General features: G+C 47.0%; 22 protein-coding genes. 3 read left to right on the forward strand and 19 right to left on the reverse strand.

The window, feature by feature from the left end; all coding sequences use genetic code 11:
• Window positions 1-116: 116 nt before the first annotated feature.
• The 4 genes from EKM92_RS12615 to EKM92_RS12625 form a co-directional block, all read right to left on the reverse strand.
• Window positions 117-1,889, reverse strand: a complete 1,773-nt coding sequence (locus EKM92_RS12615; protein ID WP_125711350.1) for a heavy metal translocating P-type ATPase — start codon at window positions 1,887-1,889, stop codon at window positions 117-119.
• Window positions 1,890-2,037: 148 nt separating this feature from the next.
• Window positions 2,038-2,190 carry a hypothetical protein gene (locus EKM92_RS13645; RefSeq protein WP_164510007.1) on the reverse strand — a complete coding sequence of 51 codons (153 nt, stop codon included), beginning with the start codon at window positions 2,188-2,190 and terminating at the stop codon, window positions 2,038-2,040.
• A complete protein-coding gene (locus EKM92_RS12620) occupies window positions 2,187-2,768 on the reverse strand; it encodes a DUF1700 domain-containing protein (RefSeq protein WP_125711352.1) in 582 nt (193 codons plus the stop codon). The genes EKM92_RS13645 and EKM92_RS12620 overlap by 4 nt, the downstream gene beginning before the upstream one ends.
• Complete coding sequence (locus EKM92_RS12625; protein WP_125711354.1) at window positions 2,755-3,078, reverse strand: PadR family transcriptional regulator; 324 nt, start codon at window positions 3,076-3,078, stop codon at window positions 2,755-2,757. The genes EKM92_RS12620 and EKM92_RS12625 overlap by 14 nt, the downstream gene beginning before the upstream one ends.
• A 113-nt stretch (window positions 3,079-3,191) precedes the next feature.
• Here EKM92_RS12625 and EKM92_RS12630 point away from each other — a divergent pair, with 113 nt between their 5' ends.
• The gene (locus EKM92_RS12630) at window positions 3,192-3,737 is read left to right on the forward strand and encodes a hypothetical protein (protein WP_125711356.1); all 546 of its coding nucleotides are present in this window, start codon (window positions 3,192-3,194) and stop codon (window positions 3,735-3,737) included.
• Between the two features lie 56 nt (window positions 3,738-3,793).
• Here EKM92_RS12630 and EKM92_RS12635 read toward each other — a convergent pair whose 3' ends face one another.
• On the reverse strand, window positions 3,794-4,447 hold the full coding sequence (locus EKM92_RS12635) for a histidine phosphatase family protein (protein WP_125711358.1): 654 nt from the start codon (window positions 4,445-4,447) through the stop codon (window positions 3,794-3,796).
• Window positions 4,447-5,214, reverse strand: coding sequence for a phosphosulfolactate synthase (comA, locus tag EKM92_RS12640; protein WP_125711360.1), 768 nt, complete (start codon window positions 5,212-5,214; stop codon window positions 4,447-4,449). The genes EKM92_RS12635 and comA overlap by 1 nt, the downstream gene beginning before the upstream one ends.
• Window positions 5,215-5,376: 162 nt before the next feature.
• Here comA and EKM92_RS12645 point away from each other — a divergent pair, with 162 nt between their 5' ends.
• A complete protein-coding gene (locus tag EKM92_RS12645) occupies window positions 5,377-6,576 on the forward strand; it encodes an acyltransferase (protein ID WP_225420812.1) in 1,200 nt (399 codons plus the stop codon).
• A gap of 20 nt (window positions 6,577-6,596) precedes the next feature.
• On the opposite strand, the gene EKM92_RS12650 is transcribed toward EKM92_RS12645, so the two are convergent.
• Both EKM92_RS12650 and EKM92_RS12655 read right to left on the reverse strand, forming a co-directional pair.
• Window positions 6,597-7,310 carry a DUF4811 domain-containing protein gene (locus EKM92_RS12650; protein WP_125711362.1) on the reverse strand — a complete coding sequence of 238 codons (714 nt, stop codon included), beginning with the start codon at window positions 7,308-7,310 and terminating at the stop codon, window positions 6,597-6,599.
• The gene (locus EKM92_RS12655) at window positions 7,307-8,779 is read right to left on the reverse strand and encodes a DHA2 family efflux MFS transporter permease subunit (RefSeq protein WP_125711364.1); all 1,473 of its coding nucleotides are present in this window, start codon (window positions 8,777-8,779) and stop codon (window positions 7,307-7,309) included. Before EKM92_RS12655 ends, EKM92_RS12650 begins: the two co-directional genes overlap by 4 nt.
• Before the next feature lie 149 nt (window positions 8,780-8,928).
• Here EKM92_RS12655 and EKM92_RS12660 point away from each other — a divergent pair, with 149 nt between their 5' ends.
• Complete coding sequence (locus EKM92_RS12660; RefSeq protein ID WP_125711366.1) at window positions 8,929-9,354, forward strand: MerR family transcriptional regulator; 426 nt, start codon at window positions 8,929-8,931, stop codon at window positions 9,352-9,354.
• A gap of 834 nt (window positions 9,355-10,188) precedes the next feature.
• Here the strand turns inward: EKM92_RS12660 and EKM92_RS12665 are convergent.
• The 11 genes from EKM92_RS12665 to walK form a co-directional block, all read right to left on the reverse strand.
• Complete coding sequence (locus EKM92_RS12665; RefSeq protein WP_125711368.1) at window positions 10,189-11,145, reverse strand: ABC transporter ATP-binding protein; 957 nt, start codon at window positions 11,143-11,145, stop codon at window positions 10,189-10,191.
• A complete protein-coding gene (locus EKM92_RS12670; RefSeq protein WP_125711370.1) occupies window positions 11,145-12,194 on the reverse strand; it encodes an ABC transporter ATP-binding protein in 1,050 nt (349 codons plus the stop codon). Before EKM92_RS12670 ends, EKM92_RS12665 begins: the two co-directional genes overlap by 1 nt.
• 13 nt (window positions 12,195-12,207) lie before the next feature.
• Entirely contained in the window at window positions 12,208-13,218 is a 1,011-nt protein-coding gene (locus EKM92_RS12675; RefSeq protein WP_125711372.1) for an ABC transporter permease, read from the reverse strand.
• A complete protein-coding gene (gene opp3b / locus EKM92_RS12680) occupies window positions 13,218-14,147 on the reverse strand; it encodes an oligopeptide ABC transporter permease (RefSeq protein WP_054716816.1) in 930 nt (309 codons plus the stop codon). The genes EKM92_RS12675 and opp3b overlap by 1 nt, the downstream gene beginning before the upstream one ends.
• A gap of 517 nt (window positions 14,148-14,664) precedes the next feature.
• Window positions 14,665-15,099, reverse strand: coding sequence for an Hsp20/alpha crystallin family protein (locus tag EKM92_RS12685; protein WP_125711374.1), 435 nt, complete (start codon window positions 15,097-15,099; stop codon window positions 14,665-14,667).
• Window positions 15,100-15,264: 165 nt separating this feature from the next.
• Window positions 15,265-15,651 (reverse strand): iron-sulfur cluster biosynthesis family protein, encoded by a 387-nt coding sequence (locus EKM92_RS12690; RefSeq protein WP_125711376.1) that lies wholly within the window; start codon window positions 15,649-15,651, stop codon window positions 15,265-15,267.
• Between the two features lie 499 nt (window positions 15,652-16,150).
• Complete coding sequence (locus EKM92_RS12695) at window positions 16,151-17,575, reverse strand: S1C family serine protease (protein ID WP_125711378.1); 1,425 nt, start codon at window positions 17,573-17,575, stop codon at window positions 16,151-16,153.
• 213 nt (window positions 17,576-17,788) lie between these two features.
• Window positions 17,789-18,580, reverse strand: coding sequence for an MBL fold metallo-hydrolase (locus tag EKM92_RS12700; protein ID WP_164510012.1), 792 nt, complete (start codon window positions 18,578-18,580; stop codon window positions 17,789-17,791).
• A 30-nt stretch (window positions 18,581-18,610) separates the two neighbouring features.
• Window positions 18,611-19,408 carry a two-component system regulatory protein YycI gene (locus tag EKM92_RS12705; RefSeq protein ID WP_125711381.1) on the reverse strand — a complete coding sequence of 266 codons (798 nt, stop codon included), beginning with the start codon at window positions 19,406-19,408 and terminating at the stop codon, window positions 18,611-18,613.
• Window positions 19,409-19,419: 11 nt separating this feature from the next.
• A complete protein-coding gene (locus tag EKM92_RS12710) occupies window positions 19,420-20,781 on the reverse strand; it encodes a YycH family regulatory protein (protein ID WP_164510008.1) in 1,362 nt (453 codons plus the stop codon).
• Window positions 20,771-22,675, reverse strand: coding sequence for a cell wall metabolism sensor histidine kinase WalK (walK, locus tag EKM92_RS12715; protein WP_125711385.1), 1,905 nt, complete (start codon window positions 22,673-22,675; stop codon window positions 20,771-20,773). Before walK ends, EKM92_RS12710 begins: the two co-directional genes overlap by 11 nt.
• Window positions 22,676-22,816: the final 141 nt, after the last annotated feature.

Consider the following 22,816-nt stretch of genomic DNA (forward strand, 5'->3'; position numbering starts at 1 on the left):
TATTTGACTCCACCCGCACAGCGGGTGGTTTTGAGGCACGCGCGTTTTCCGCGCGTACCAGGCTAAAGCCTGCACAATTAAAAAATCGACGCTCAACTGAGCGCCGATTTTTTTGATTAGCCATTACGAGCTTTCAAAGCATATAAAATGGTGACTGTATCGACCACTTCTTGAAACATTGCGCCGATAATGGTTGGGATCACCCCAGTGGCGGCGATCAACATCAACCCGGTACAAATCGCAATGCCGATCCACACTGCTTCTTTGGCCACTTTCAACGTTTGGGTCCCGATCACCCGTGCTTGGGCGACTTTACTTAAATCATCGCGCAACACGACGGCATCGGCGGATTCACTTGCAGCCGTTGCGCCATGGGCCCCCATCGCGATGCCTACGTCTGCAGCAGCAAGCGATGGCGCATCATTGACGCCGTCGCCGACCATGACGACTGGCCGTTGCTGCAAGGTTTCGAGGACCTCAATTTTTTCAGCAGGTAACTTGTGGGCATACACGTGATCGATACCGACCGACTTCGCGACGGCATCAGCGGTGGCTTGTTGATCGCCTGAGATCATCACAGTGTCGATAACCCCTTGTTGATGCAAGTCGCTGATGGTTTCATGTGCTTCCGGTCGCAATTCATCTGAAAAAGTGATCGCCCCAGCATATTGACCGTCAACTTCCACGTAAACCGCGGTTTGACTCAAGCTTTCAGCACCGGGAATAAACTTCGCTTGCCCGACTTTGACGGCGTGGCCATCGACTTGAGCGGCGACCCCTAAGCCAGTGGTTTCATTCACTTCAGTGGCTTGCGGTAAATCACTGCCGGCATGTGCCACCAACGACCGCGCTAAAATATGCCCACTTTGTTGTTCACACCCGGCAGCCAACCGTAATAATGACGTTTCATCAAAGTCGGCTTGTGGCAACACCTGATCAACTGTCAACACCCCACGGGTCAAGGTCCCAGTTTTATCAAAAGCAAAGGTTTTAGCAGCGGCGAGTTTTTCAAGCGTGGTCCCAGATTTCACAATGATCCCTTCGCGTGATGCGCGACTCATCCCTGATACCATTGCCACAGGTGCCGCTAAGATCAACGGACAAGGCGAGGCAACCACTAACACTTGCGCAGCCCGCACTGGGTCTTTGGCAACGAACCAGGCGATCCCAGCGATCAAATAGGCCACCAAAGTAAATGGCACGGCATAACGATCCGCCATCCGCACGAAATGTGCTGGTTTACTTTCAGCTTCAGCGACTAAGGCGACAATGCTTTGGTATTGTGAATCTTTGGCGCGTTTATCAACCGTCAGCGTCAAGGCCGCTTCCCCGTTGATACTCCCAGACATCACCGCATCGCCGACACTTTTGGCAATGGGACGCGCTTCACCAGTTAAACTAGCTTCGTCAACTTCACTAGCGCCAGAAACGACGGTAGCGTCAGCAGGCACCACTTCCCCAGGCCGCACTAAAATCGCATCCCCGACTTGCAAGTCGTCAGCGGCAACTTCTTGATATTGCCCATCATCAGCGACTTTGTGAGCAGACGTTGGGTTGTTGGCCAGTAAGCTTTGCAGATCACTATTGGCTTTGTTGGCAGCGAAGTCTTCTAAGGCGTCCCCACCAGTTAACATCAATAACACGATCATTGACGCCCAATACTCACCCACTGCTAACGTCGCGATAATGGCAGTGATTGCCAGCAGATCCACCCCGAAGTTGCCGGCACGCAAAGTTTTGACCATATCGACAAACATTAAGATGGCCAAGGCGCCACCTAAAATGGTGATCACCATTTGCGCCCAAAAGGCATGTCCCAAGATAAATTCCAAGATCAAGGCCACTGCACCAACTGCAAGCACTGCCCATAAGCGTTTATATTCTTTCACCAACGCCACCTCCTCATTCATCTTAATTATACTCGTTCTAATCTAGAACCACAACTTTACGCTTTAGACAATCAAAAAGCGCCCCGCCAAAAAGGGAGCGCACTTCATTTGGTTGATTGACAAATTTGAATCGTCTGCCATTTAGAAGTTAGTCCCCTAAATGGATGACCGAGTACCACCGGTGAGTATAAGGCTCGTAAGCATGAGGGTTCGCCCCAGAAAACAAGAACCCGACCATGGCGATCGCGATGCCAGCCACCAACAAAATCGCACCAGCTCGTAACACTTTTAAATGTTTCATGCGAACACCTCTTTGGTTTTGTTAAATTGTGACGCTAAGCTGCGAAACGCCCAACCATGCGCTAACGCACAATATTTAATCACTGCAAAAGTCAACCAACCGGCAATGATGCCACCGCCAACGCAGGCTAACCCAACGCCAAGTTCGGTGATCCCGTAAAACGGTACCGCAACAAACGCCGGCACACTCATCAACACTGACATCCCGCCACCGATCAAAAAGCCTGCCGCAGTGCACCCACCAACTAGCGGCACACACCACAACATGATCTCAAAACAAACCCCCATAGCACCTGCGGCTATTGCCAAACTTCCCCACAGCGGTGACCCTAAGATCACTAAAGTCCACAACAACCAATGGTGCTGACGCTGTGGGGCAGTTGGTGTACTTTGCGTTGCAGCATACACCAATTCATTTGGCGAGCCCATTGCTTCAACGGCTTCTGCTTCAGATTTTCCTGATTCCATTAAATCTAAGATCATTTCATCATAATACGCACACAAGCGATTGACTTCACTTGGTGCCACATGCCCTTTTAACCCAGTGCGTAAATGCGCTAAAAAATCATTGCGTGTCATTTTCCAAACTCCTTTTGATAAAGCCAGCGACTGTTTGCACCTGATCCCATTGCTCGACAAAATCACGAATACTTTGCCGACCTAACGCTGTCAAATGATAGTAATTGCGCGTTCGCCCATGATGTAACTGCGCATAAGTGGCCACGCGACCATCAAGTTCCAACCGTTTGAGCAGTGGATACAACGTTGATTGCGTCAACCCCAGATCTGGTGGACAATTTTTTAGTAGCTGGTAGCCATAAGAATCACCAGCGGCCAAGCTGGCTAGCACCCCATATTCGATCAGGCCTTTTTTCAATTGACTGTCCATGAATATACTATACATTGCAGAGTATATGACGACCTCAGTCTTCAGTCGCATCTTTTTCATGTGTGCAAGCGTTATATGTTAGAATAAAGCATATCGAATTCGGAGGCCCTTTCATGAAACGGAAATTATTCGCCGCACTGACTGGCTTCTTGGTGCTGTTTGCCTTAGCCGGATGCGGCAAGCGCCAAGATTCTAGCGCGATCGGCAGCATTTATAAAGCCCAATCCTACACCGCTGATGGCAAAACCCATCGCACCACAAAAGCGGTGGAAATGACCCTTTATCTCACCAACGACGACAAAACTGGCGTCTTATCCACGGCGACGCTGAGCCAAGCGCCTTATTATCGTCGCTACGAATCCATCACCCGCAAAACCTCAGGAAGCAAAACCAAGTTGACCACAACTGGTGAAATGCTTGCTGAAACTTTTGCCAACGCGTCGGATGCAGAAGCAGGCATCAACATGACGAAATATTCCTACAATAAAACTGGCGATAGCCAAGCTTCAGGCAGTTATACCACTGCCGGCAAAACCTTGGACTTAAAGCTAGGCAAAACCACTTGGCATTTTAAACGCACCGAAAAAAAGACGCGTTTCTTATTACCTTACGGCTTAGTCGACCAAGCCAAACAAGCCAAAATCGATCAAAAGAATTAAAATAACGCCTCAAGCTGACAAAAACAGTTTGAGGCGTTATTTAAATCGATGATCGCTTATAGAATCGACACATTGCCTTCATTTAAATCGACTTGTGTGAGATAAGCGGTTTGGTTGTAAGCATCGACAGCTAAACCATCTGCTGTCACTGCTAAAATCGACGTCGACAAGTTCTTTAATCCTAACAGTTTGGGATTGCCAGTGGCTGCTTGGATCCCGATTTGGCTGATGCCACCATGGGCAAAAATCAACGCATTGTCATCATCCCCAAGACTTGCCGCGATCCCTGCTAACGCACCAGCAAAACGCCGCCGCGCATCATGGAAGTTCTCCATCCCTAAGTTGAGCAACCGCGGATCATCTTGACGTTTGGACATCAACGCAAATAACTCAGGCGCAACTTTAATGAGCTCTGCGCGACTACGCCCTTCCCATTGACCAAAAGATAATTCCCGCAGATCATCGACGACTTCTAACTTAGGGGCTTGATGATGGGAGAAATTCTTCAAGGTCAATTCAGCAGTATCATATGCGCGCGCCAAAGGACTGGTAAAAGCTTGGGCAAATTCATATTGATCAAGATATGCGGCGAGTTGGTGATAAGGCGTTAGATCATCAGTCAATAACGGACTGTCAGCGCCGGCACCTTGAAGTCTTTTTTCTAGATTCCATGCCGTTTTACCATGGCGAACAATAAATAATCTCCGCATTAGACTTTCCCCACAGTGTCACCACGCAAGCCGCGGCGCAAGGTTTCAAGGGCTGTGACTTCATCATGGGCAATGTTGCCGAGATTGACATGGCTGCCGAATTGTAAAATCAAGGCCACTTGTTGCGGCTTCAATGGCGCTTCAAAAATCACTTGCGTAATGCCATTAGCCGCCAGTGCATCAAGTTCAGATTGGACGATATTGCCATCTTTGTCGTAAATACCAATATTTTTGCCGGCTTCGCGGGCTTCTATGATCACATAATCGGCGCCGTTGCGCAGATCAGCGTTGATCGAAGCAATGCGTTGGGCAACTGTTAATTCGTGATCTAGGGTGGGATCTTTCTTCCCGACTTCAGATAATACTTTAAATCCGGTATTACGCGCTGCTTTAATGGTTTCAGCGCGAGTATGTGCATCAACGGTTGTACTCCCATCAGATACTTCGATGCCTGTGAAACCTAGCGCTTTGGCCTCAGTTAAAAATTCAGTGAGTTTGCCTTGTTGCAGTGCCACTTCTAATAACGTGCCACCAGGATAAGGTGTGATGCCAGCATTGCGATACTTTGCGGTTTTGGCTTGGATCAACTCGCGGCTCATCGTCGCAGCAGTCCCCCAGCCGAATTTGGCAAAATTCATATAATCGCCGGCAGTCGCGATCAAGTCGTCAACGGCATTCAATCCTAAGCCTTTATCGAGCATCATGGTTTTACCCATATTCGCAATTTTGATTTGGGCCGGGTCGCGTAATTGGTCAAAAGCTAACATATGTAAGTCCCCCCGTTGTGTTTAAGCAAAGCTTACGCGCCAATCGTGAATTTTCTGAGAAGAACGACTAACTTTATCACGCATTTGTCACCTTAATTTCACCATATTTTTGCCAATGTTCTCCGCTATCCTTGATGAATCAGGAAAAAGGAGGCCGCGACCTTGGCCAAAAAATATCTTCATGAAGTGGACATGATGCGCGTCTTCTTCATTTTCGGGGTACTACTCAATCACACCACGACAGCTTTTATTCAACAAATGAGCACTGGTGGCACCACGAAAACCGCGTTACTTGGGACCCACTTGTTGATCCACTTCACGCGGATGGGCTTTATGTTTATGACCGGTTTGGTATTGACCTTAAATTACTATCACCGTCATCAATGGGGCCGCTTCTTTCAAAAACGCTTCGCCGGTTCTGGCTGGCCATACTTATTATGGAATGGTTTGTACTTAGGCCTGGCAGTGTTGATCGGCGCGCCGAGTTATCACTGGGCGACGTTTTGGTCAGATTATGCAGATATGATCTTACATGGCAACGCTTGGTACATGTATTATATTTTGATCACCTTGCAGCTGTACTTGGCCTTTCCATTGATCGTGTGGTTGTTTAAACACGTCAAACATCACGAGTTGATGGTTGGGATCAGCTTCTTATTGCAGTTAAGCATCGTCACTTGGATCAAATACCTCATGCCAGGGGTCGATCGCAGTCAATGGCTATGGTGGTTCCGGGCTTATGGGGTGAATATTTTCACCTATCAGTTTTATTTCATGCTTGGTGCCTACACCAGCATTCACTATCAACAAGCGACACACTTTGTCACGGCGCATTTACGCAGCTTAACGATTGCTTCTGTGACGCTAGGGATCGGCACCATCCCTTATTATTTCTGGAATCGCGCGGTGTTGGGCTTAGATCACACGCATGCAGTATCACCGCATCAACCGTACATGCTGGTGTACGATACCATCGTGATTTTAGCGGTTTTTGGTCTCGGTCAAAAATTTGCCGCTTGGCGTGAACACGGCATGCCGACTTGGTTTGCAACCGCGATTCATAACGCGGCGATCGTTTCGTTTGGCGTGTATCTCGACCAAACCTTAGCATTAAGCGTCTTGCGCGGCGCACTAGGACTACTCAGCTTACCCGATTGGACTTGGGTGGTATTGATCCCATTCGGTTATGTCGCGGTCATCGCTATAGCAGTCGGCATTGCTTGGTTCTGCTACAAAGTCCCACCGTTTGGCCTATTGATAGGCCGACCGCAGTGGCATGTGCTCGCACGCAATCGCCGCAAACGCACACCAGCTGCCGTTCCTACTGCAACGCCAACAGCAGCAAAAAACGCGACCGAGTGATCGATCGCGTTTTTGTATTGTTATTCTGCTTTAACCGCTTTGATTGCTTGTTGGATTGCCGCTTGTTGCAATTTTGCTTTTGCTTGGGCGATCACTTGTTTTTGTTGTGCCGCCGTCATGCTTGGATTTTTCATTTTAGCTTGGACGACTGCTTGTTGAATCGCGGCAGTCATTTGGGCTTTTTGTGTAGCAGTGGGATTTTGCGCCGCTTTCAAACGTTTGGCTAAGGCTTTCGCTTGTTTGGTCGACAAGCTGGTCCAAGTCTTGGGAATGGTGATGGTGTTGACTTGTTTGATCAGCTTGTGGTTGTTTTGGTTGGCAAAAAATGATTTGTAGAAATCGTTTTTGTACACCCAAGCGGTTTTCACCGATTTCACGGTTGCTTTATCGCCAGTCACCACGTGATTTGACACTAAGTAATCAGCTTTGGTATGCGTGGTTTTCCCGGCGACTTTGTAAATGTAGACTTGACGTTTGCCGCTAGTTCCGACGTCTTGATGTAACAACATCGGCAATGCTTTTGAAGGACTCGCAGAGGTGATAGTGACAGTTTTGGTCGTGGTGACTTTTTCCATTCCGAAATGGGAACGGTCATTGGCATTGACCAAATACAGCGAACCGATCATGATCACCCCAAAAATTGCACTGAGCACCACGCGCCAAGTTCCGTTTTTCATCATGATGAAGCTTAAATATAAGCCGATCACGCCGATAATTAATGTGGCAATAATCATGCGCGCACCTCCTTGGCAGTGACATCGCGGCTAGCAACAGCCTTTTTATTCAAGAAGAACGTCAACGCCCAACCGAGAATTGAAAAGCCGATGGCAAACCAAAAGGCTGCGTGATAACCACTTAAGGTCGCATTGAAATACAAATGCTTGTATTTCAATGGGTCAGTGGTCAACATCTGCTTAACTGGAGAAGCATTGTCAGTGACGTTAGACAATACCGACACCAAAATCGCAGTGGTCATGGAGCTGGCAATTTGGCGAACAGTGTTGTTCACCGCAGTGCCGTGGCGGATCAAGTCCATTGGCAAAGCGTTCATCCCGTTAGTGGTCAATGGCATCATCACCATGGCGACCCCAAACATCCGGACCGCATAGATCAACGTGATAAACAAACTTGGGGTGTCTGCCGTGATAAAGGCAAATGGCAACGTCGCCGCTGCTAACAAGAAGAACCCGAGTTGTGCTAAACGTTTCGCGCCGATGCGGTCAAACACGATCCCAGTGATCGGACTCATGACCCCCATCATTAGCGCCCCAGGCAACAACGTTAAGCCTGATTCAAGCGCTGATTTACCATGTAAGATCTGTAAGTATAACGGCAAGATCATTTCCACCCCGACCATCGCCATGTTGGCAATGGAACTTAAAATCGTGGAAATGGTAAAGATTTTGCTGGAGAAAACTTTGACTTGAATAAAAGGATCGTCGAGTTTGAGTTGTCGCAGCACAAACAACACAATGACCACTAACCCAAAGGCAATGCTACCAAGGACGATCGCATCACCCCAGCCGCGACTGGAAACTTCAGAAAAGCCGTACAACAAGGATCCAAACCCAAAACTAGATTCGATCAACGATAAAATATCGAGTTTTGGATCAGACGTTGGCAACACGTCTTTGACGAAGAACAGTGACAAGATCAATACAATGACCACCACTGGCAACAACATGCCAAACAACGTCCGCCAACCAGAGTTATCGATCACCCAACCAGATAATGTGGGACCGATGGCAGGCGCCACCCCAACAGCAAGACCGGTCAACCCCATGGCAGTGCCGCGTTTTTCCGGTGGAAATAAGTTAAGCATGATGTTTTGGAGCAATGGCATTGTGATCCCGACGCCTAACGCTTGGATCAAACGCCCTGCCAACAACATTGGGAAGCTATTGGCGATGAAGGCCACTAATGTCCCAATACCGAAAATACTCATCGCGCCGATGTATAACCATTTCGTGGATACCTTTGCTGATAGGTAGGCAGACACCGGGATCATGATCCCGTTGACCATCATAAAACCGGTGGTCAGCCACTGCACCGTCCCAGTGGAAATATCAAAAGCCTTCATTAACGTTGGAAAGGCTGTGGTGAGGATCGTTTGGTTCAATACGGTAATAAACACGCCGACGATCAGCGTTACCACCATCAAAGGCACATTGATGGCTTTACCATGTCGATCTTGTACTGGCATTATACCGCCCCTTTTTAATAGATTTCGTAATTTCTTTATCACATAATATGATATTGACAAAACGTTATGTTACACTTACATTATTAGTTAGTCAATATGTTTTCAGAAAATACGTCATAAAAATGACAAAGCGTCATATGGAGGTAAGTATGGGACCAGATTTTACCAAACGTTTGAAAGACTTGGATCTGTCGGTGGGGATCGGCGAAGCTAGTCGCATCACTGGCGCCACGTCGACACAGATCCGCTACTGGGAGAAAAAAGACTTGGTGCACTCGTTCCGACGAGAAGAAGGTGGCAACAAGCGGTTCAACTTCCCTAACCTTGCAAAATTAGTGTTGGTGAAGTCGATGATCGATGAAGGCTACACCTTGACCAAAGCCGCTGAAACGCTGGCCCATCACCGCCATGAAGCTGATCACTTAAAGATGATCGCGAATTCATTAGTCAGCGTCGATGACACGCCAGAAGGTTCAGTTTTCAACTTTGGTCAACTTGAAAATGATCCTGATTTTGATGTGATTGCAAAAGTAACTGATACTGGCGCCACGTTTTGTAAAGTTACCCACAAATAATTCACGACACAAAAAAACCGCCAAAACTGGCGGTTTTTGATCCCAAGCTACCTTTTTACACAAACTTAATTGTGCCCCAAGCAGTAGAGTGTTACAATAATCCAAGTAAATGTCTCCCAAGCCATTTACACCCATCGACGCAGCATAACTCCCAAGGTGCTGCGTTTTTTTGTGCCGTCAATTTGCTCCCAAGCATTGACGGCACTTTTTTGATTTCCCGACGGCCTGCATGTTCCCAAGAATAAAAAAATCCCGCACGACAGCAGGTTTTCACCTCTGTGTACGGGTCGTCTCGAACTACGCCTAAGCGCCTGGTCGAGTGAGCAGGTCTATTCAGTTCCTCATGATGAAATAAGTATAGGCCAATTTTGTCATTAATTCAAGCTTATTCTAGAATAATTTTTGACTAGAATGACACGACGAGGAAGGCGACTTGAAATCCGCTTTTTCATGCTCAAGTCAGCAAAAACTTCATCGGAAAAATTCGCATTGACGGCGCAGCTGCATGGCAACGACGAACATGGGGCAGCGTCGCGCTTGTTTAAGTAACACACCTGCGGATAGCTTACTTAAGACGCCGGACAGCGTCGAGTGCTTCAAAGCAACACCGACACATATAGCTACGCTCAAACGACCGGGCCAAAGCCCAGCCCAATCGTTTGAGCTAGGCTATATGGTCGGTTAAGACCGCTTTGAAGCACTCTGGGTACAAAAAAATAGACCAGGATCACTCCTAGTCCATTCCATGGTCAAATGGGACGCGCCCAGCAACCGGCAGCGCTGGGCGCTTGTTTTACAATGACCGTGTCACTGCCGGATAAATCGATTTTGACCTTAGTCGTTCGCGTGGGCTTTCGCCGCAGCATCTTTGTAACCTTGAATTTCATCTTCTGCAGCGAAGACAAAGTGTCCAGGGTACACTTCAACCATTTTCCGTGGGCGATCATCTTCGACTTTAGCCGCGTCATATGGGATCGGCACACGTAAACGTTCAGTATCCGGATCAGGTTCTGGGATCGCAGATAACAAACTTTCGGTGTATGGGTGCAACGGGTGGTTGTAAACTTCGTCGGAACTAGCCAATTCCACGATCTTGCCGTAATGCATGACGGCGATACGATCGGAAATGTATTTAACCATCGACAGATCATGGGCGATAAACAAATAAGTCAGGCCTTGTTTGTCTTGAATATCTTTCATCAAGTTGACCACTTGCGCTTGAATGGACACATCAAGCGCTGAAATCGGTTCATCAGCGATGATGAATTTAGGTTCAACAGCAAGGGCGCGGGCGATCCCGATCCGCTGACGTTGCCCACCAGAGAATTCATGGGGATAACGAGTGGAGTGATCGGCGTTTAAACCGACTTCTTCCAACAATTCAGCGACCCGATCATCACGTTCTTTTTCGGAATTGACCAAATGGTGAATATCCAAACCTTCAGCGATGATATCTTTAACTTTCATCCGGGGATTCAAACTGGCATAAGGATCTTGGAAGATCATTTGCGTTTGACGGCGGAAGTCGAGCATTTCTTTAGAGCCGTTTTTCAACTTGGCAATATCTTTGCCTTCAAACAGCACTTCCCCACTAGTTGGGTCATACAAGCGAATGATCGCCCGCCCAGTCGTCGTTTTACCAGAACCAGATTCACCAACCAAGCCTAAAGTTTCGCCTTCATAAATATCAAAAGTGACATCTTGAATGGCTTTAACTTCATTTTTCTTGCCGGCGTTAAAGGTTTGAACCAAGTCTTTGACTTGAACCAGAACTTTTTTCTTGTCAGTCATTAGTCCGCCTCCTTAGCTGGGTGTTTTGCTGCCCAAATGCCCCAACGACGCTTGATTTCTTCAGGCACTTCGACTTTTGGTGCATCTGGATGCAACAACCAAGTGGCCGCGTAATGCGTTGGTGACACTGGGAAGAATGGTGGTTCTTGTTCAGTATCGATTTGCATTGCAAAAGGATTCCGTGGGGCAAAGGCATCGCCCTTCGGTGGATCCAACAAATCTGGTGGGGTCCCAGGAATGGCGAACAAACGATCACGCTTGGTTTCAAGCGTTGGCATCGCTTCAAGCAAGCCCCAAGTGTATGGATGTTGTGGGTTGTAGAAAACTTCATCCACATCGCCATATTCAATGATCTTGCCGGCATACATGACTTCAACGCGATCAGCGATCCCAGCCACAACCCCAAGGTCATGAGTGATGAAAATGATCGCCGTATCGATTTTCGTTTGTAAGTCTTTCAACAAGTGAATGATCTGCGCTTGAATGGTCACGTCAAGCGCCGTAGTCGGTTCATCAGCGATCAAGATCTTCGGATGGTTGATGATGGCAATGGCGATGACGATCCGCTGGCGTTGACCACCAGAGAATTGATGCGGATAATCGTTCAAGCGGCTTTCTGCATCGTTGATCCCAACGAGTTCCAAAGTCCGAACCGCTTCTTTTAAAGCGGCTTTTTTGGAAATGTCGTTGTGAAGCAACAATGGTTCAGCAACTTGTTTACCGATCGTCATGGTCGGATCCAGTGACGTCATGGGATCTTGGAAGATCATGGCGACATCGTTACCACGCATGGCGTTCATTTCTTTTTCAGACTTCTTGAGAATGTCGTCGCCTTCAAGCAACACTTCACCAGAGGTGATGCTGGCGTTGTTGGCCAACAAGCCCATGACCGTGCGCATGGTAACAGACTTCCCAGAACCAGATTCCCCAACGATCGCCAAAGTTTCCCCTTTATCCAAGTGGAAGCTGACATGGCGGATCGCATGCACTGGGCCGGCAAAAGTGGCGAAGTCGATGGCTAAATCTTTAACATCTAAAATTCTATCCATTTTCGACCCCTCCTTAATGCGAGCTCTTCGGATCGAAGGCATCACGTAAGCCATCAGCTAATAAGTTGAAGGCTAACATTAACACAACGATAACGATGGCAGGATAAACCAGCAAGTAAGGCTGAGTTTGTAAGGCTTTTTGCCCATCATTCAACAACGTCCCAAGACTGGCCGTTGGTGCTGGCAACCCGATCCCGATGTATGACAGGAAGGCTTCAAAGAAAATCGCCGTTGGAATGGTAAACATGGTTTGAATGATGATGGTGGAACTCAAGTTTGGTACCAAGTGCTTGATGGCGATCTTCCAACTGGATTCACCAAGCGTTCTTGCCGCGAGGATGAATTCTTGATCCTTCAGCTGCAAGGTTTGCGCGCGGATCAAGCGGGCCATCGTGATCCAAGAAGTGATCGCAATGGCGACGATGATACTGGTCATCCCAGGTCTGAAGACTAACAGCATTAAGATCACGACAACTAAGTTAGGCACAGAAGAAATGATTTCGATCACACGTTGCATGATCGTATCAGTGGTGCCGCCTTTCCAACCAGAGATGATGCCGTAGCCGACACCAATGACCAGGTCAAAGAACGTGGCGATCACAGCGATTTCCAAGGAGATCCGCGTGCCGACAAAGATCCGGCTCAACAAATCACGACCAAGGTAATCAGTCCCTAATAAGAAATAGGTGCCATTTGGAACATTGTTTTGGGCGTACATGTCGACGCCGCCTTGTTTCCCATTAAAGAATGGAATGTTCAAGTTACCCCATTTTGGTGGCAGGTAAGTATAGTTCAAGTTCTGAGTGTTTGGATTGTGTGGTGACACAAACAAGGTGATGATCGACACGGCAAAAATGAAAACTAAGATCCAGAAACTAATGATCGCAGCTTTGTTTTGCTTTAACCGCCGAATCGCATCTTGCGTAAAGGTCAACGCCGGAGTGGCGATTTTTTCTTTTTCGTCAGCGCTGACGTGGGCTGGCTTGAACGCGTCAGGTGACAGTTTGATTTTAGAATCTGCCATTAGTTAGCCTCCCCACTGAGTCGGATTCGAGGATCGATGAATCCGTACAAAATATCAACGATCAAAATGACCACCGTCAACATGAAGCAATACATGACGGTCAGGCCCATGATCACCGGATAGTCGTTAGTCGTGATGGACTTAACGAACTGTTCGCCGATACCAGGGATCGCAAAAATGTTTTCCACAACCATGGAACCAACCATTAAGTCGACCGCCATTGGGCCGATGATGGTGACAATCGGGATCATCGAGTTACGCAGCGCATGGCGCGCAACGACTTGCCACTTGGAATCGCCTTTAGAACGCGCGAGTTCGATGTAATCAGAACTGAGGACATCGACCATTTCTGTCCGCATGAACCGCGCAGTGTTGGCAAGAGGTGCCATCGCTAAAGCTAACGTTGGTAAAACGGAACTGGAGAAGCCGTCTTCCCACAAAGCCACTGGTGCTAAGCCCCACTTGTAAGCAACGAAGTATTGCAGCAAAGCGGCAAACACGAAGTTTGGAATGGAACGACCGATAATGGCAAAAATCGTGGCCACAGAATCGACCCAGGTGTTTTTGCGGATCGCCGCAACGGCACCAAGTAAGATCCCAAGCAAAGTCCCAACGACCATCGCTTGTGCGCCAAGTTGTAAGGATGGGCCGACCCGAGAAGAAATCAAGTAAGACACCGTTTGGCCGGTGAACTGATAACTGGTCCCGAAGTCGCCGTGGGCCACCCCTAAAATATAAACTAAGTATTGTTGCCAAACCGGCTTATCCAACCCATATTGGGCTTTCAATTGCGCGATTTGGTCTGCTGGGATCTTAGGGTTATTGAACGGCGTCCCTGGCAGCAGCTTCATCAAGAAGAAGGTGATGGAAGCAACCAAGAACAGCGTGAGAATCAAAAACCCGATCCGCTTCAAGACATATTTGACCATGGATATGACTCCTATCTGTCATAGAATAAACAGTGACGCCAATGATGACGGGCTGTTTTTGTGGATCAACAACATGAAACGATAATGCGCCGGTAGCCGTGCGACCCAACAATGGTCGTATTAGCTTAATGGTCATACTTTACATTAAAAACGCATTAAAGTAAATAGGACTCTCCCCATTTAAAGGTAAAAAATTGCTTGTGTCATATTGGCAAACCGTCATTTTAGGCTGTGCCTAATATTAGCCAATCGTTGTTGTACAAAGGATTTAACGGCTATTCAATTTCAAATTTTCAGCTCATATTCGTTATTTAGAAGACGATTTCACGACGCTGTCTCGGAAAAAATTTCTTTGTTCGAAATACAAGTGTCCACCACTGATGACCAATGTCGTCGATAATTTCCCATATGGCGATCCTCCTGCTCATCATATCCACAGAGTTATAACACCGATCGCATTCAAAAAGCCTCGCGACAAATTGTCGCGAGGCTTTGATGAGCATGACTGTTTGGTGTTTTAGTCGATATCGATTTGGTGATTTGCTGCTGCAGTTTCAGTGAGCTTTGGCAAGTTGATCGTCAACACGCCGTCAGTATATTGCGCCTTGATGTTTGCTTCATCAACATTTGGTAAGCGGAAGCTGCGGCTCATGGACCCGTAACTGCGTTCACTCATCAAGGTATTGCCATCTTTGTCTTGATGATCATTGAAATCAGCCTTAGAAACGGAAATGCTCAACACATTATCTTGATAATTCAACTTGATATCGTCTTTGTTGATACCAGGCATATCGATCTTTGCCACATACGCATCATCAGTTTCATTGATATCGGTCTTTAAATTCTGTTCCGTCGTGTTTGCTGGGAAGAAGCCGTCGAAGAACCGCCGTCCCAAGTTATCGAAAAACGGATCCTCTAACCAGTCATTACGACGCATCATTTCATTAGCCATACAACAGACTTCCTTTCATTCATTGGTGGTGTTTTGCACCGCCTCTTGTTTACATAATATACTATAGTCTGTTTTAGCACTCTCGTCAATAGAGTGCTAAAACTTTTTTGAAAAAAATTTGTGCGCCTCGCGTTGAGACCCACAAATCCTTTGTCACTTAGTTTGCTAGCAGATCTTGTCGCCCATTGCTGCTTGCATGTCGGCAGTCAGCACGACGGGTTGGCTGACGTTCACAGCGCCATCTAAGATCCCGGAATCGTCGCGCAATACCAATGAGGCTTGTTGGAAGTCCAAGACCAAGCCATGGCCGAGGTACATTTCTTCTTCTTCACCGGTGGTCAAATTCAAGTCGCTATCGGTATCAAGGGTGATCGCATAATCCGCATCAGCCACTGGACTTTCAACGATTTGGAATTTATTCCCGATCGCACAAGTCCCACCGAGTTGAGAATACTTGCTGGAGCCGTCATCTAATGCCAAAAACAAGTGATCTTGATTCGTCGTATGATTCTTCAAATATTCAATTGCTGCTGGTTTGATTGAAATGTTCATAAGAGGCCTCCTATTAATTGTGCGCAACTCATTTACTAACATTAGTATAGCAAATCACCCACAATTTGTCAATCATGCACATCATGCACCAGTCATCCCCACCTTTTATCCACACGAGTGTATGTTCGCCCCCAAAATATTGTGTCGAGCTTTTTTCATGACACCAGATAATTGGGACGAAAAAATCAAGGGAATTATTTTATAAGCAGTATTATCCACAAGCTTCGTTTTCGCAATGATGACATTTTCAGACGCTGAATCCCGCGCCCCGCCTGGACGTACAGACGTTCGTTCGTTGTTAAATTTTCTTTATCCACAGGTTGTTCACATCTTGGGGAAAAACTCACCCACACCCTTTCAGCCTAGTTATGAACAGTATCCACAGACTTATCCACAGGCTACGGTTGTGGTTATGCCCAATCACTATCCACACTTGACAAAATTTCGGTGGATAACTGTAAAAAAATACCCTCAACGGTTAAACGTTGAGGGTCTCTCACTAATTGGAGCTAGACGTACTTGAATCAGAGCTCGACAAGTTGTCGGTAGTTTCGGTCAGCTTCACATTAGCAGTTTTCTTAGTGCCTTGGTGGTAATACGTGATCTTCACAGTGTCGTTGACGCTGTGTTTGTAAAGCGCTGTGCGTAAGTCTGCCACACCTGTGACTTTATCTGAATCGATGCCGACGATCACATCATATTTAGATAAACCTGCAGACTTGGCAATGCTACCGCTAGTGAAGCCAGCGATCACGGCGCCACCGGTAACACTAGTTGGCAACTTCAAAACAGAGCTTTGTTGACTGGCGGTGACACTGGATAAGTCGCGGATCTCAACCCCTAACGCTGGGCGCACGACTTTCCCATTTTCAACCAGTTGATTGATGATGGAAACCACTTCGTTACTTGGAATGGCAAAGCCCATCCCTTCGATCGTCGCTGTTGAAGAATCAGAGCTCGAGCTTGACAGCTTCATGGAGTTGATCCCGATCACTTGACCAGACAAGTTGATCAAAGGCCCACCAGAGTTCCCAGAGTTGATCGCAGCATCAGTTTGAATAACTGTTTCTTGACCGACAGTTTGGTTGGTATCTTCATCAGTCACATCAACCGTTCGGCTAGTGGCACTGACGATCCCTTGAGTAACCGAAGAAGCATATTGAGATCCTAGCGGTGACCCGATCGCCAGTACCGTTTGGCCTGCTTGTAAGGCGCTAGAATCCCCGAAGCTGGCTACTGTGGTGACTTTATCAGCAGAAATAGACAATACTGCTAAATCAGTGGTGGCATCGGTGCCGACTTTCTTCGCTGTTAACTTCGTGCCATCAGATAAAATGACTTCCAAGGCATCAGAGTCTTCAACCACGTGGTTATTGGTGACGATATAGGCTTTGCCGTCTTTCTTTTGGTAAATGACCCCTGAACCTTCAGAATATTCTTCAAGATCTGATGAATCAGAGGAACTTGAGGAATTCGAAGAACTGGAATTGCCGCTCGTTGTCGCGCCACTGGTAGTGTCAGCGCCTGACGAATCAGAGCCGTAACTGGATGAACCACTAGAATTGCTAGAACCGAAATAATCGCTCCAGTCATCCAAACCACTAGAAGTGCTTTGGGCTTTTTGCAAGTTGACCACAGAAACCACCGCATTTTTGACTTTGGCTGCGGCAGTGGTACTTGAATTCGATTCTTTAACGGAAACGTTGGACACTTTGGTCGTGCCGGCTTTTTGCGACGTAGAGGTGACACCTAATGAAGATTCGGCTGCGTTTTTCAAGCCGTAATACGCCGCCCCGCCTCCGACACCACCCCCAATCACCGCAGCAACAACGGCGACAATGGCAGTTTGCTTCAAGCCGTGATTCGGCTTTTGTGGTTTTTGGTCAGGTTGTTGTTCCTGAAAGTTGTGTGATTGATTATCCATAACCTAATCCTCCAATCGAATCGTTCTTGTTTACACTATCAATATTACAAAGTGGATTTGATGAAATTATGACCTTTTTGCGGAAAAGTCCTGAAACCGTGATCCGACGTTCTCATTTAGCGCCTTAGAAGCAACAAAGCGGCTTGACCGACTGGCCAAACCGCTCCTGTGGCTACTTTAATTATGCAAGCTTAGGGTCACTGGGGTCAAATTCTACACCGTAAACATCGCATCAGCGACCGCCGGGTCAGTATCATAAATATCAAAATCACGCCCGACTGGTAACCCTTGTTCCTTCAACATATTGGCGACAGTGATGTGGGCCAAGGCTTTGATGTTGTTATGTGGGGATAAATGTCCTAAGTATACCCGCTTGGTGCGCGTGCCGATCACATCCATGATCGCATTAGCGCCATCTTCATTTGATAAATGCCCAGTATCGCTTAAAATGCGCTGCTTCAACGGCCAAGGATAAGGGCCCATCCGCAACATTTCCACATCATGATTACATTCCATCACATAAGCATCAGCATCTCGGATGGTCCCGGCGACGCGATCAGACACATAACCCGTATCGGTGACAATGGCAAAGGCTTTGTCATCGTGATGGACTTGGTAAAACTGTGCTTGCGCCGCATCATGAGACACGCCGAAAGCTTCGATGTCCATATCCCCTAAACTCAAGGTTTGACCAGGCTCGATCAATTGCACTTGATCAGCAGGCAACTTCCCGATCGTTTGCGGCAACGCTTCTAAGGTCAACTGGTTGGCGTATAACGTGATATTTGGATAACGCCGAGTCAACACCCCGACACCTTTAGAATGATCGCTATGTTCATGGGTCAAAAACAAACTGTCGACATCTTTTAAATCGCGGCCGACACTTTGCATCAGCGCTTGAAGTTTTTTCCCGGAAAAGCCGGCATCGATCAAAATATGATGTTGCGGGGTTTCAATATAAGTTGCATTCCCTGAACTAGAGCTCGCCAACACACTGACGCGCATCCCAAAATCTTCTGTCACTAAATTAGTCCTCTATTCCTCATTGGTACGATCTTTCATGACCGTTTTGGTGATCGCGTTTAACTTCTTAATGGTAACACTTTTGGCGCCTTGATTTTGAACGCCGACAAACCAGGTTGGCACATAAACCGTACTACCTTTGGTGTCGAGCAAGTAATTATAAGCCAGCTCGACCCAATCGACTTTCGCCCCATTGGCAATTTCATTATCTTTGTACAAGGTGACCACGGCATCGCGAGCAGAAGTCAACTCGACATTACTTTTCAAAACTGACATTTTAGCAATGTACGTCTGCTTGTAAGATACTAATTTGTTGTTGTTGACGGTCATGGTGATTTGCGCGCGTTTGTCATAGATCTTGTGGCCTTGGATCTGTTGGCAAAAAACATACGTATTGCTGGAAGACAAACTTTCAGCATATTGATATTGATTGCCAAACATCACATTAGACGAGCTTTGCAGCCACTTTTTCAAGGTGGCGACAGCATGGGCTTTTTTCACCACGATCGGTGAATTCAAATTACTGGTCAAAGTCCCATTGGCAAAGCTCAAGGTTTGCCCTAGCAACTGCTCACGATTGTTATAAAGGGCCGTGTTTGCTTGAGAGGCCAAATACCCGCCAGTTGGGGTTTTTGTCGACAAACTCGGCAATTTGATCTGGTCGCGTTGAATATCAGCGACAATTTCACCTGTGGTTGATTCACTAACTGCTTGATCGACGGCTTGGCTTTGATAGAAGCTGATCCCTAAGAAAATATTCACTGCGGCAAATACGATCAAAAAGATCCATTCGATGCGTCTAAAATCCATGGGTTCACCTCCTATTGTTGTTCATGCGCGACAGCCGACGTCGCGGCACTGGCTTGCTTATCTGCGTCAGGGCCTAACCACTTGGTGTATCGGCGATAACGCCCACCGATCTCCACATAATAAGTCGGCTTCAAATTGACGACTTGTGAGTTCTCATCTTGTTTGACCCAATGATAGCCTAGTGCAATATCTTCGATCGCCGATTCGTTGTACCCGACATTAGTGATGTGATCGATCACCGTTTGCGTCGTTGGCAACGTGGTTTTAGCTTGTGACGTTGGGATCGGTACGGTTAGGTTATTGGTGGAAAAATACATTTGCCGACCAGAATCAGTGTCCGCAACCGTCACGCGACCATAGTAATCGGCATTAAAAATCGGGATCCCTTGGGCCACTGAGCGAAAAGTCACCATCGACGTGGCTTTGGTGTAGCGATAATACCGCATACTATTCATCCCTAACAGGTCTAAATTGCTTAAAGCGGTGTAGGATTTTTGTAAATTGGTTTTTAAACTAGCGGTATTGGTCGTTGCCGACGCATCATCAAATTGCATGACTTGTGTATCTTGATTCAAAGTCAAGCGATAATCAGTGCCTGCTGTGTATACCGTGTCAGAACCTAATTCGCGCGCATCAACAGTACTGGTTTGCGTCGCTGGCATCAATAACGACACATAGTGGTTAGCAGATTGTTGATCAAGCAAGTACACATAAGGTTGCACTTGGATCTCACTGGTGAAATCGGCGACTTGGCGACCATTGCTTAACCGCAACTCTTGGACATTGAAGCTGGTGGTTGTCGCCGCATCTACTTGCGCTTGGAGTTTTTGGACACTATGGGATTTCAAAGTCGCCGTGTGGATCGCGCGGGTGCGGTCATTGACAAATACCATCGAATCGCGATGGGCATTTAAGTTGATGACGATCCGGTTGAAGTTAAAATTCGCGGCTTTGGCATCATCTTTAAACCAGTTACCATCAAACAACTGATACGCCACGCTATCAGGATAAACCAGCTGTAAGGTATCGTTGCTTGCTAACAACGCGTTATATTCACTGGCGGTCAACTTACCACCAGAAGTCACTGTTTTCAGTTGCCAGTTCTTCACGGTGGTGCGCAAATCAGAGATCACATCATCATCTGGGGTGAACAACAGTTGCTTATTGTTGTCATGTTGATAATAAGCTTGCGTCGGCGCTAAAACAGTGCCGATGTTTTTGGTGGTGTCTTTATCAGACTTTTTCGTGACAGTAACGGCAGCTTGTTGATGGCCAAGGCGAGAAGGATTTTGCCAAATCACCCATGACAACACCAAACTCAAGGCGATCATTAAGATCAGGCCAATGCGTAATAACCAACCACTAAGCTTCATCCCAATCATCTCCTTCGTCTAATGGTTCATAAGGCAAGGATATATAGAAGGTACTGCCTTTGCCTTCTTGTGAATCGACCCAAATACGACCACCGAGGGCTTCAACCACTTCTTTAGAAATCGCCAAACCAAGCCCAGTCCCACCTTGTTGACGAGAACGCGCTTTGTCGACGCGATAGAAGCGGTCAAAGACTTTACCGATATCTTTTCTTGGGATCCCCAAACCTTGATCAGTGATCGATAAAATCACATGGTTATGAGTTTCCACTAAGCGAGCGGTAATGGTGCCACCTTCTGGGGAATATTTGATCGCGTTGTTCATGATGTTATCGACCACTTGCATGAACTTATCTTGATCCACTTCCACCCACAAATCGCGCTTGGTGATCTCACGTTTGATCACATATTGCTTTTTGCGACTAGATGGCAAAGGTTGTACGCGGTTGTTATCAGAACCGGCTGCTTCATTATCAGTTTTAAACATCATGTCGAAGCGGTCCAAAATGTAATTAAAGAACTCATTTAAGTTGATGGTTTCAAGTTCGATTTTCGACGTCCCAGAATCCATTCGTGACAAACTCAGCAAATCGTTGATCATCCGGATCATCCGGTCGGTTTCTTCTTGCGTGACTTTCAAAAACTGCGGGGCGATTTCAGGATCTTTCCACGCCCCATCATTTAACGCTTCAATATAAGAGCGCATCGACGTCAATGGCGTCCGCAACTCATGGGAGACATTGGACACGAATTCGCGGCGTTCGCGTTCGTTTTTCTGTTGTTCGGTGACATCATGAAGCACTGCCACTAACCCTGAAATAAAGCCAGTTTCCCGCTGGATCAACGAGAAATCGACCCGTAAGATCAAGTCATGGTCGCTTTGTTGGGAGAAGTCCAGCAGCAGTTCTTCTTGATTCTCCAACAAATCACGCAAAGTGTAATCTTTGACGATGTTCAACAACTTTAAAATCGACAATCCGATCACATCTTCGTTGCGAGTGTTGAGCATTTCCAGTGCTGTTTCGTTGATAATGATGACATTCCCACGACGATCAGTGGCAATGACCCCGTCAGTCATATGCGCAAGCACTGAATCCAGCCGCCGCCGTTCAGCTTCACTCGCCTCTTGCGCTTCTTCAACGCGGACTGACAAGTTGTTGACGGCAACGGCTAATTGACCGAGTTCATCTTGGCCGTAAATGCGGACTTGTCCAGAATAATCACCACGCGCCATGCGAATGGCTTGTTTCTTCATTTCATCGATCGGCCGTGTGATCGCGCGGGCAATGACAATGGCTAAAATTGCAGCTAACAACCCAGCGATCAGCGAAGCAAACAAGAAGATCCTGACGATTTTATTGATGTTTGAATAAACCGTGTCCATTGACGCGGAAATGACGATCGCCCCGATGACAGAACTCCCGTCACCAGTGGCATTAGGGTTTTTCAACGGAATGATTTTGGAATACGTTGAGCCTGTGGCACTCCCATATTGGAAGCCTTCAAAGATCTGGCCGTTATACAATACCGACTTCACATTTCCGGAAGCAGATTTTTGCCCGACGTCTGATTGGTCGTTGATATTGGAGTTTGCGCGGATCGTTCCTTTGGCATCGACAACTTGTAACTCAGCAGAATTGGCGATTTCCGCTTGTGAAATCGTGGTTTTGATATCTGAGTTGGCGGTGCTGGTATCCGTCCGCAGTAAATCTGTTTCTAACTTGTTTTGAATATAGGTATCCACATTCAAGCTAGTTTTGAAGGTTTCAATATTTTGCTGTTCCAATGACCGCACAAAATACGCGCCAATGAGCTCCACTGTCACTAACAGCAACAAGATAAACACAAGCGCGATTTTAAAATGGATCGATTGGAAAAAGCGGATCTTTTTATTCATTGGAACTCCTAAAGATGAATGGCGTGCAGTCAGTCAAAAACTCCAGCTGGCTCGTGTGGTCGTCATAAGGGTCCTCAGCCGAACTAACTTTGATCATTCGCGATGCTCATGATCAAAGTGGATTTCGACTTGCGGTTTTGC

Source organism: Lacticaseibacillus porcinae, assembly GCF_003946305.1.
Taxonomy (GTDB): Bacteria; Bacillota; Bacilli; order Lactobacillales; family Lactobacillaceae; genus Lacticaseibacillus; species Lacticaseibacillus porcinae.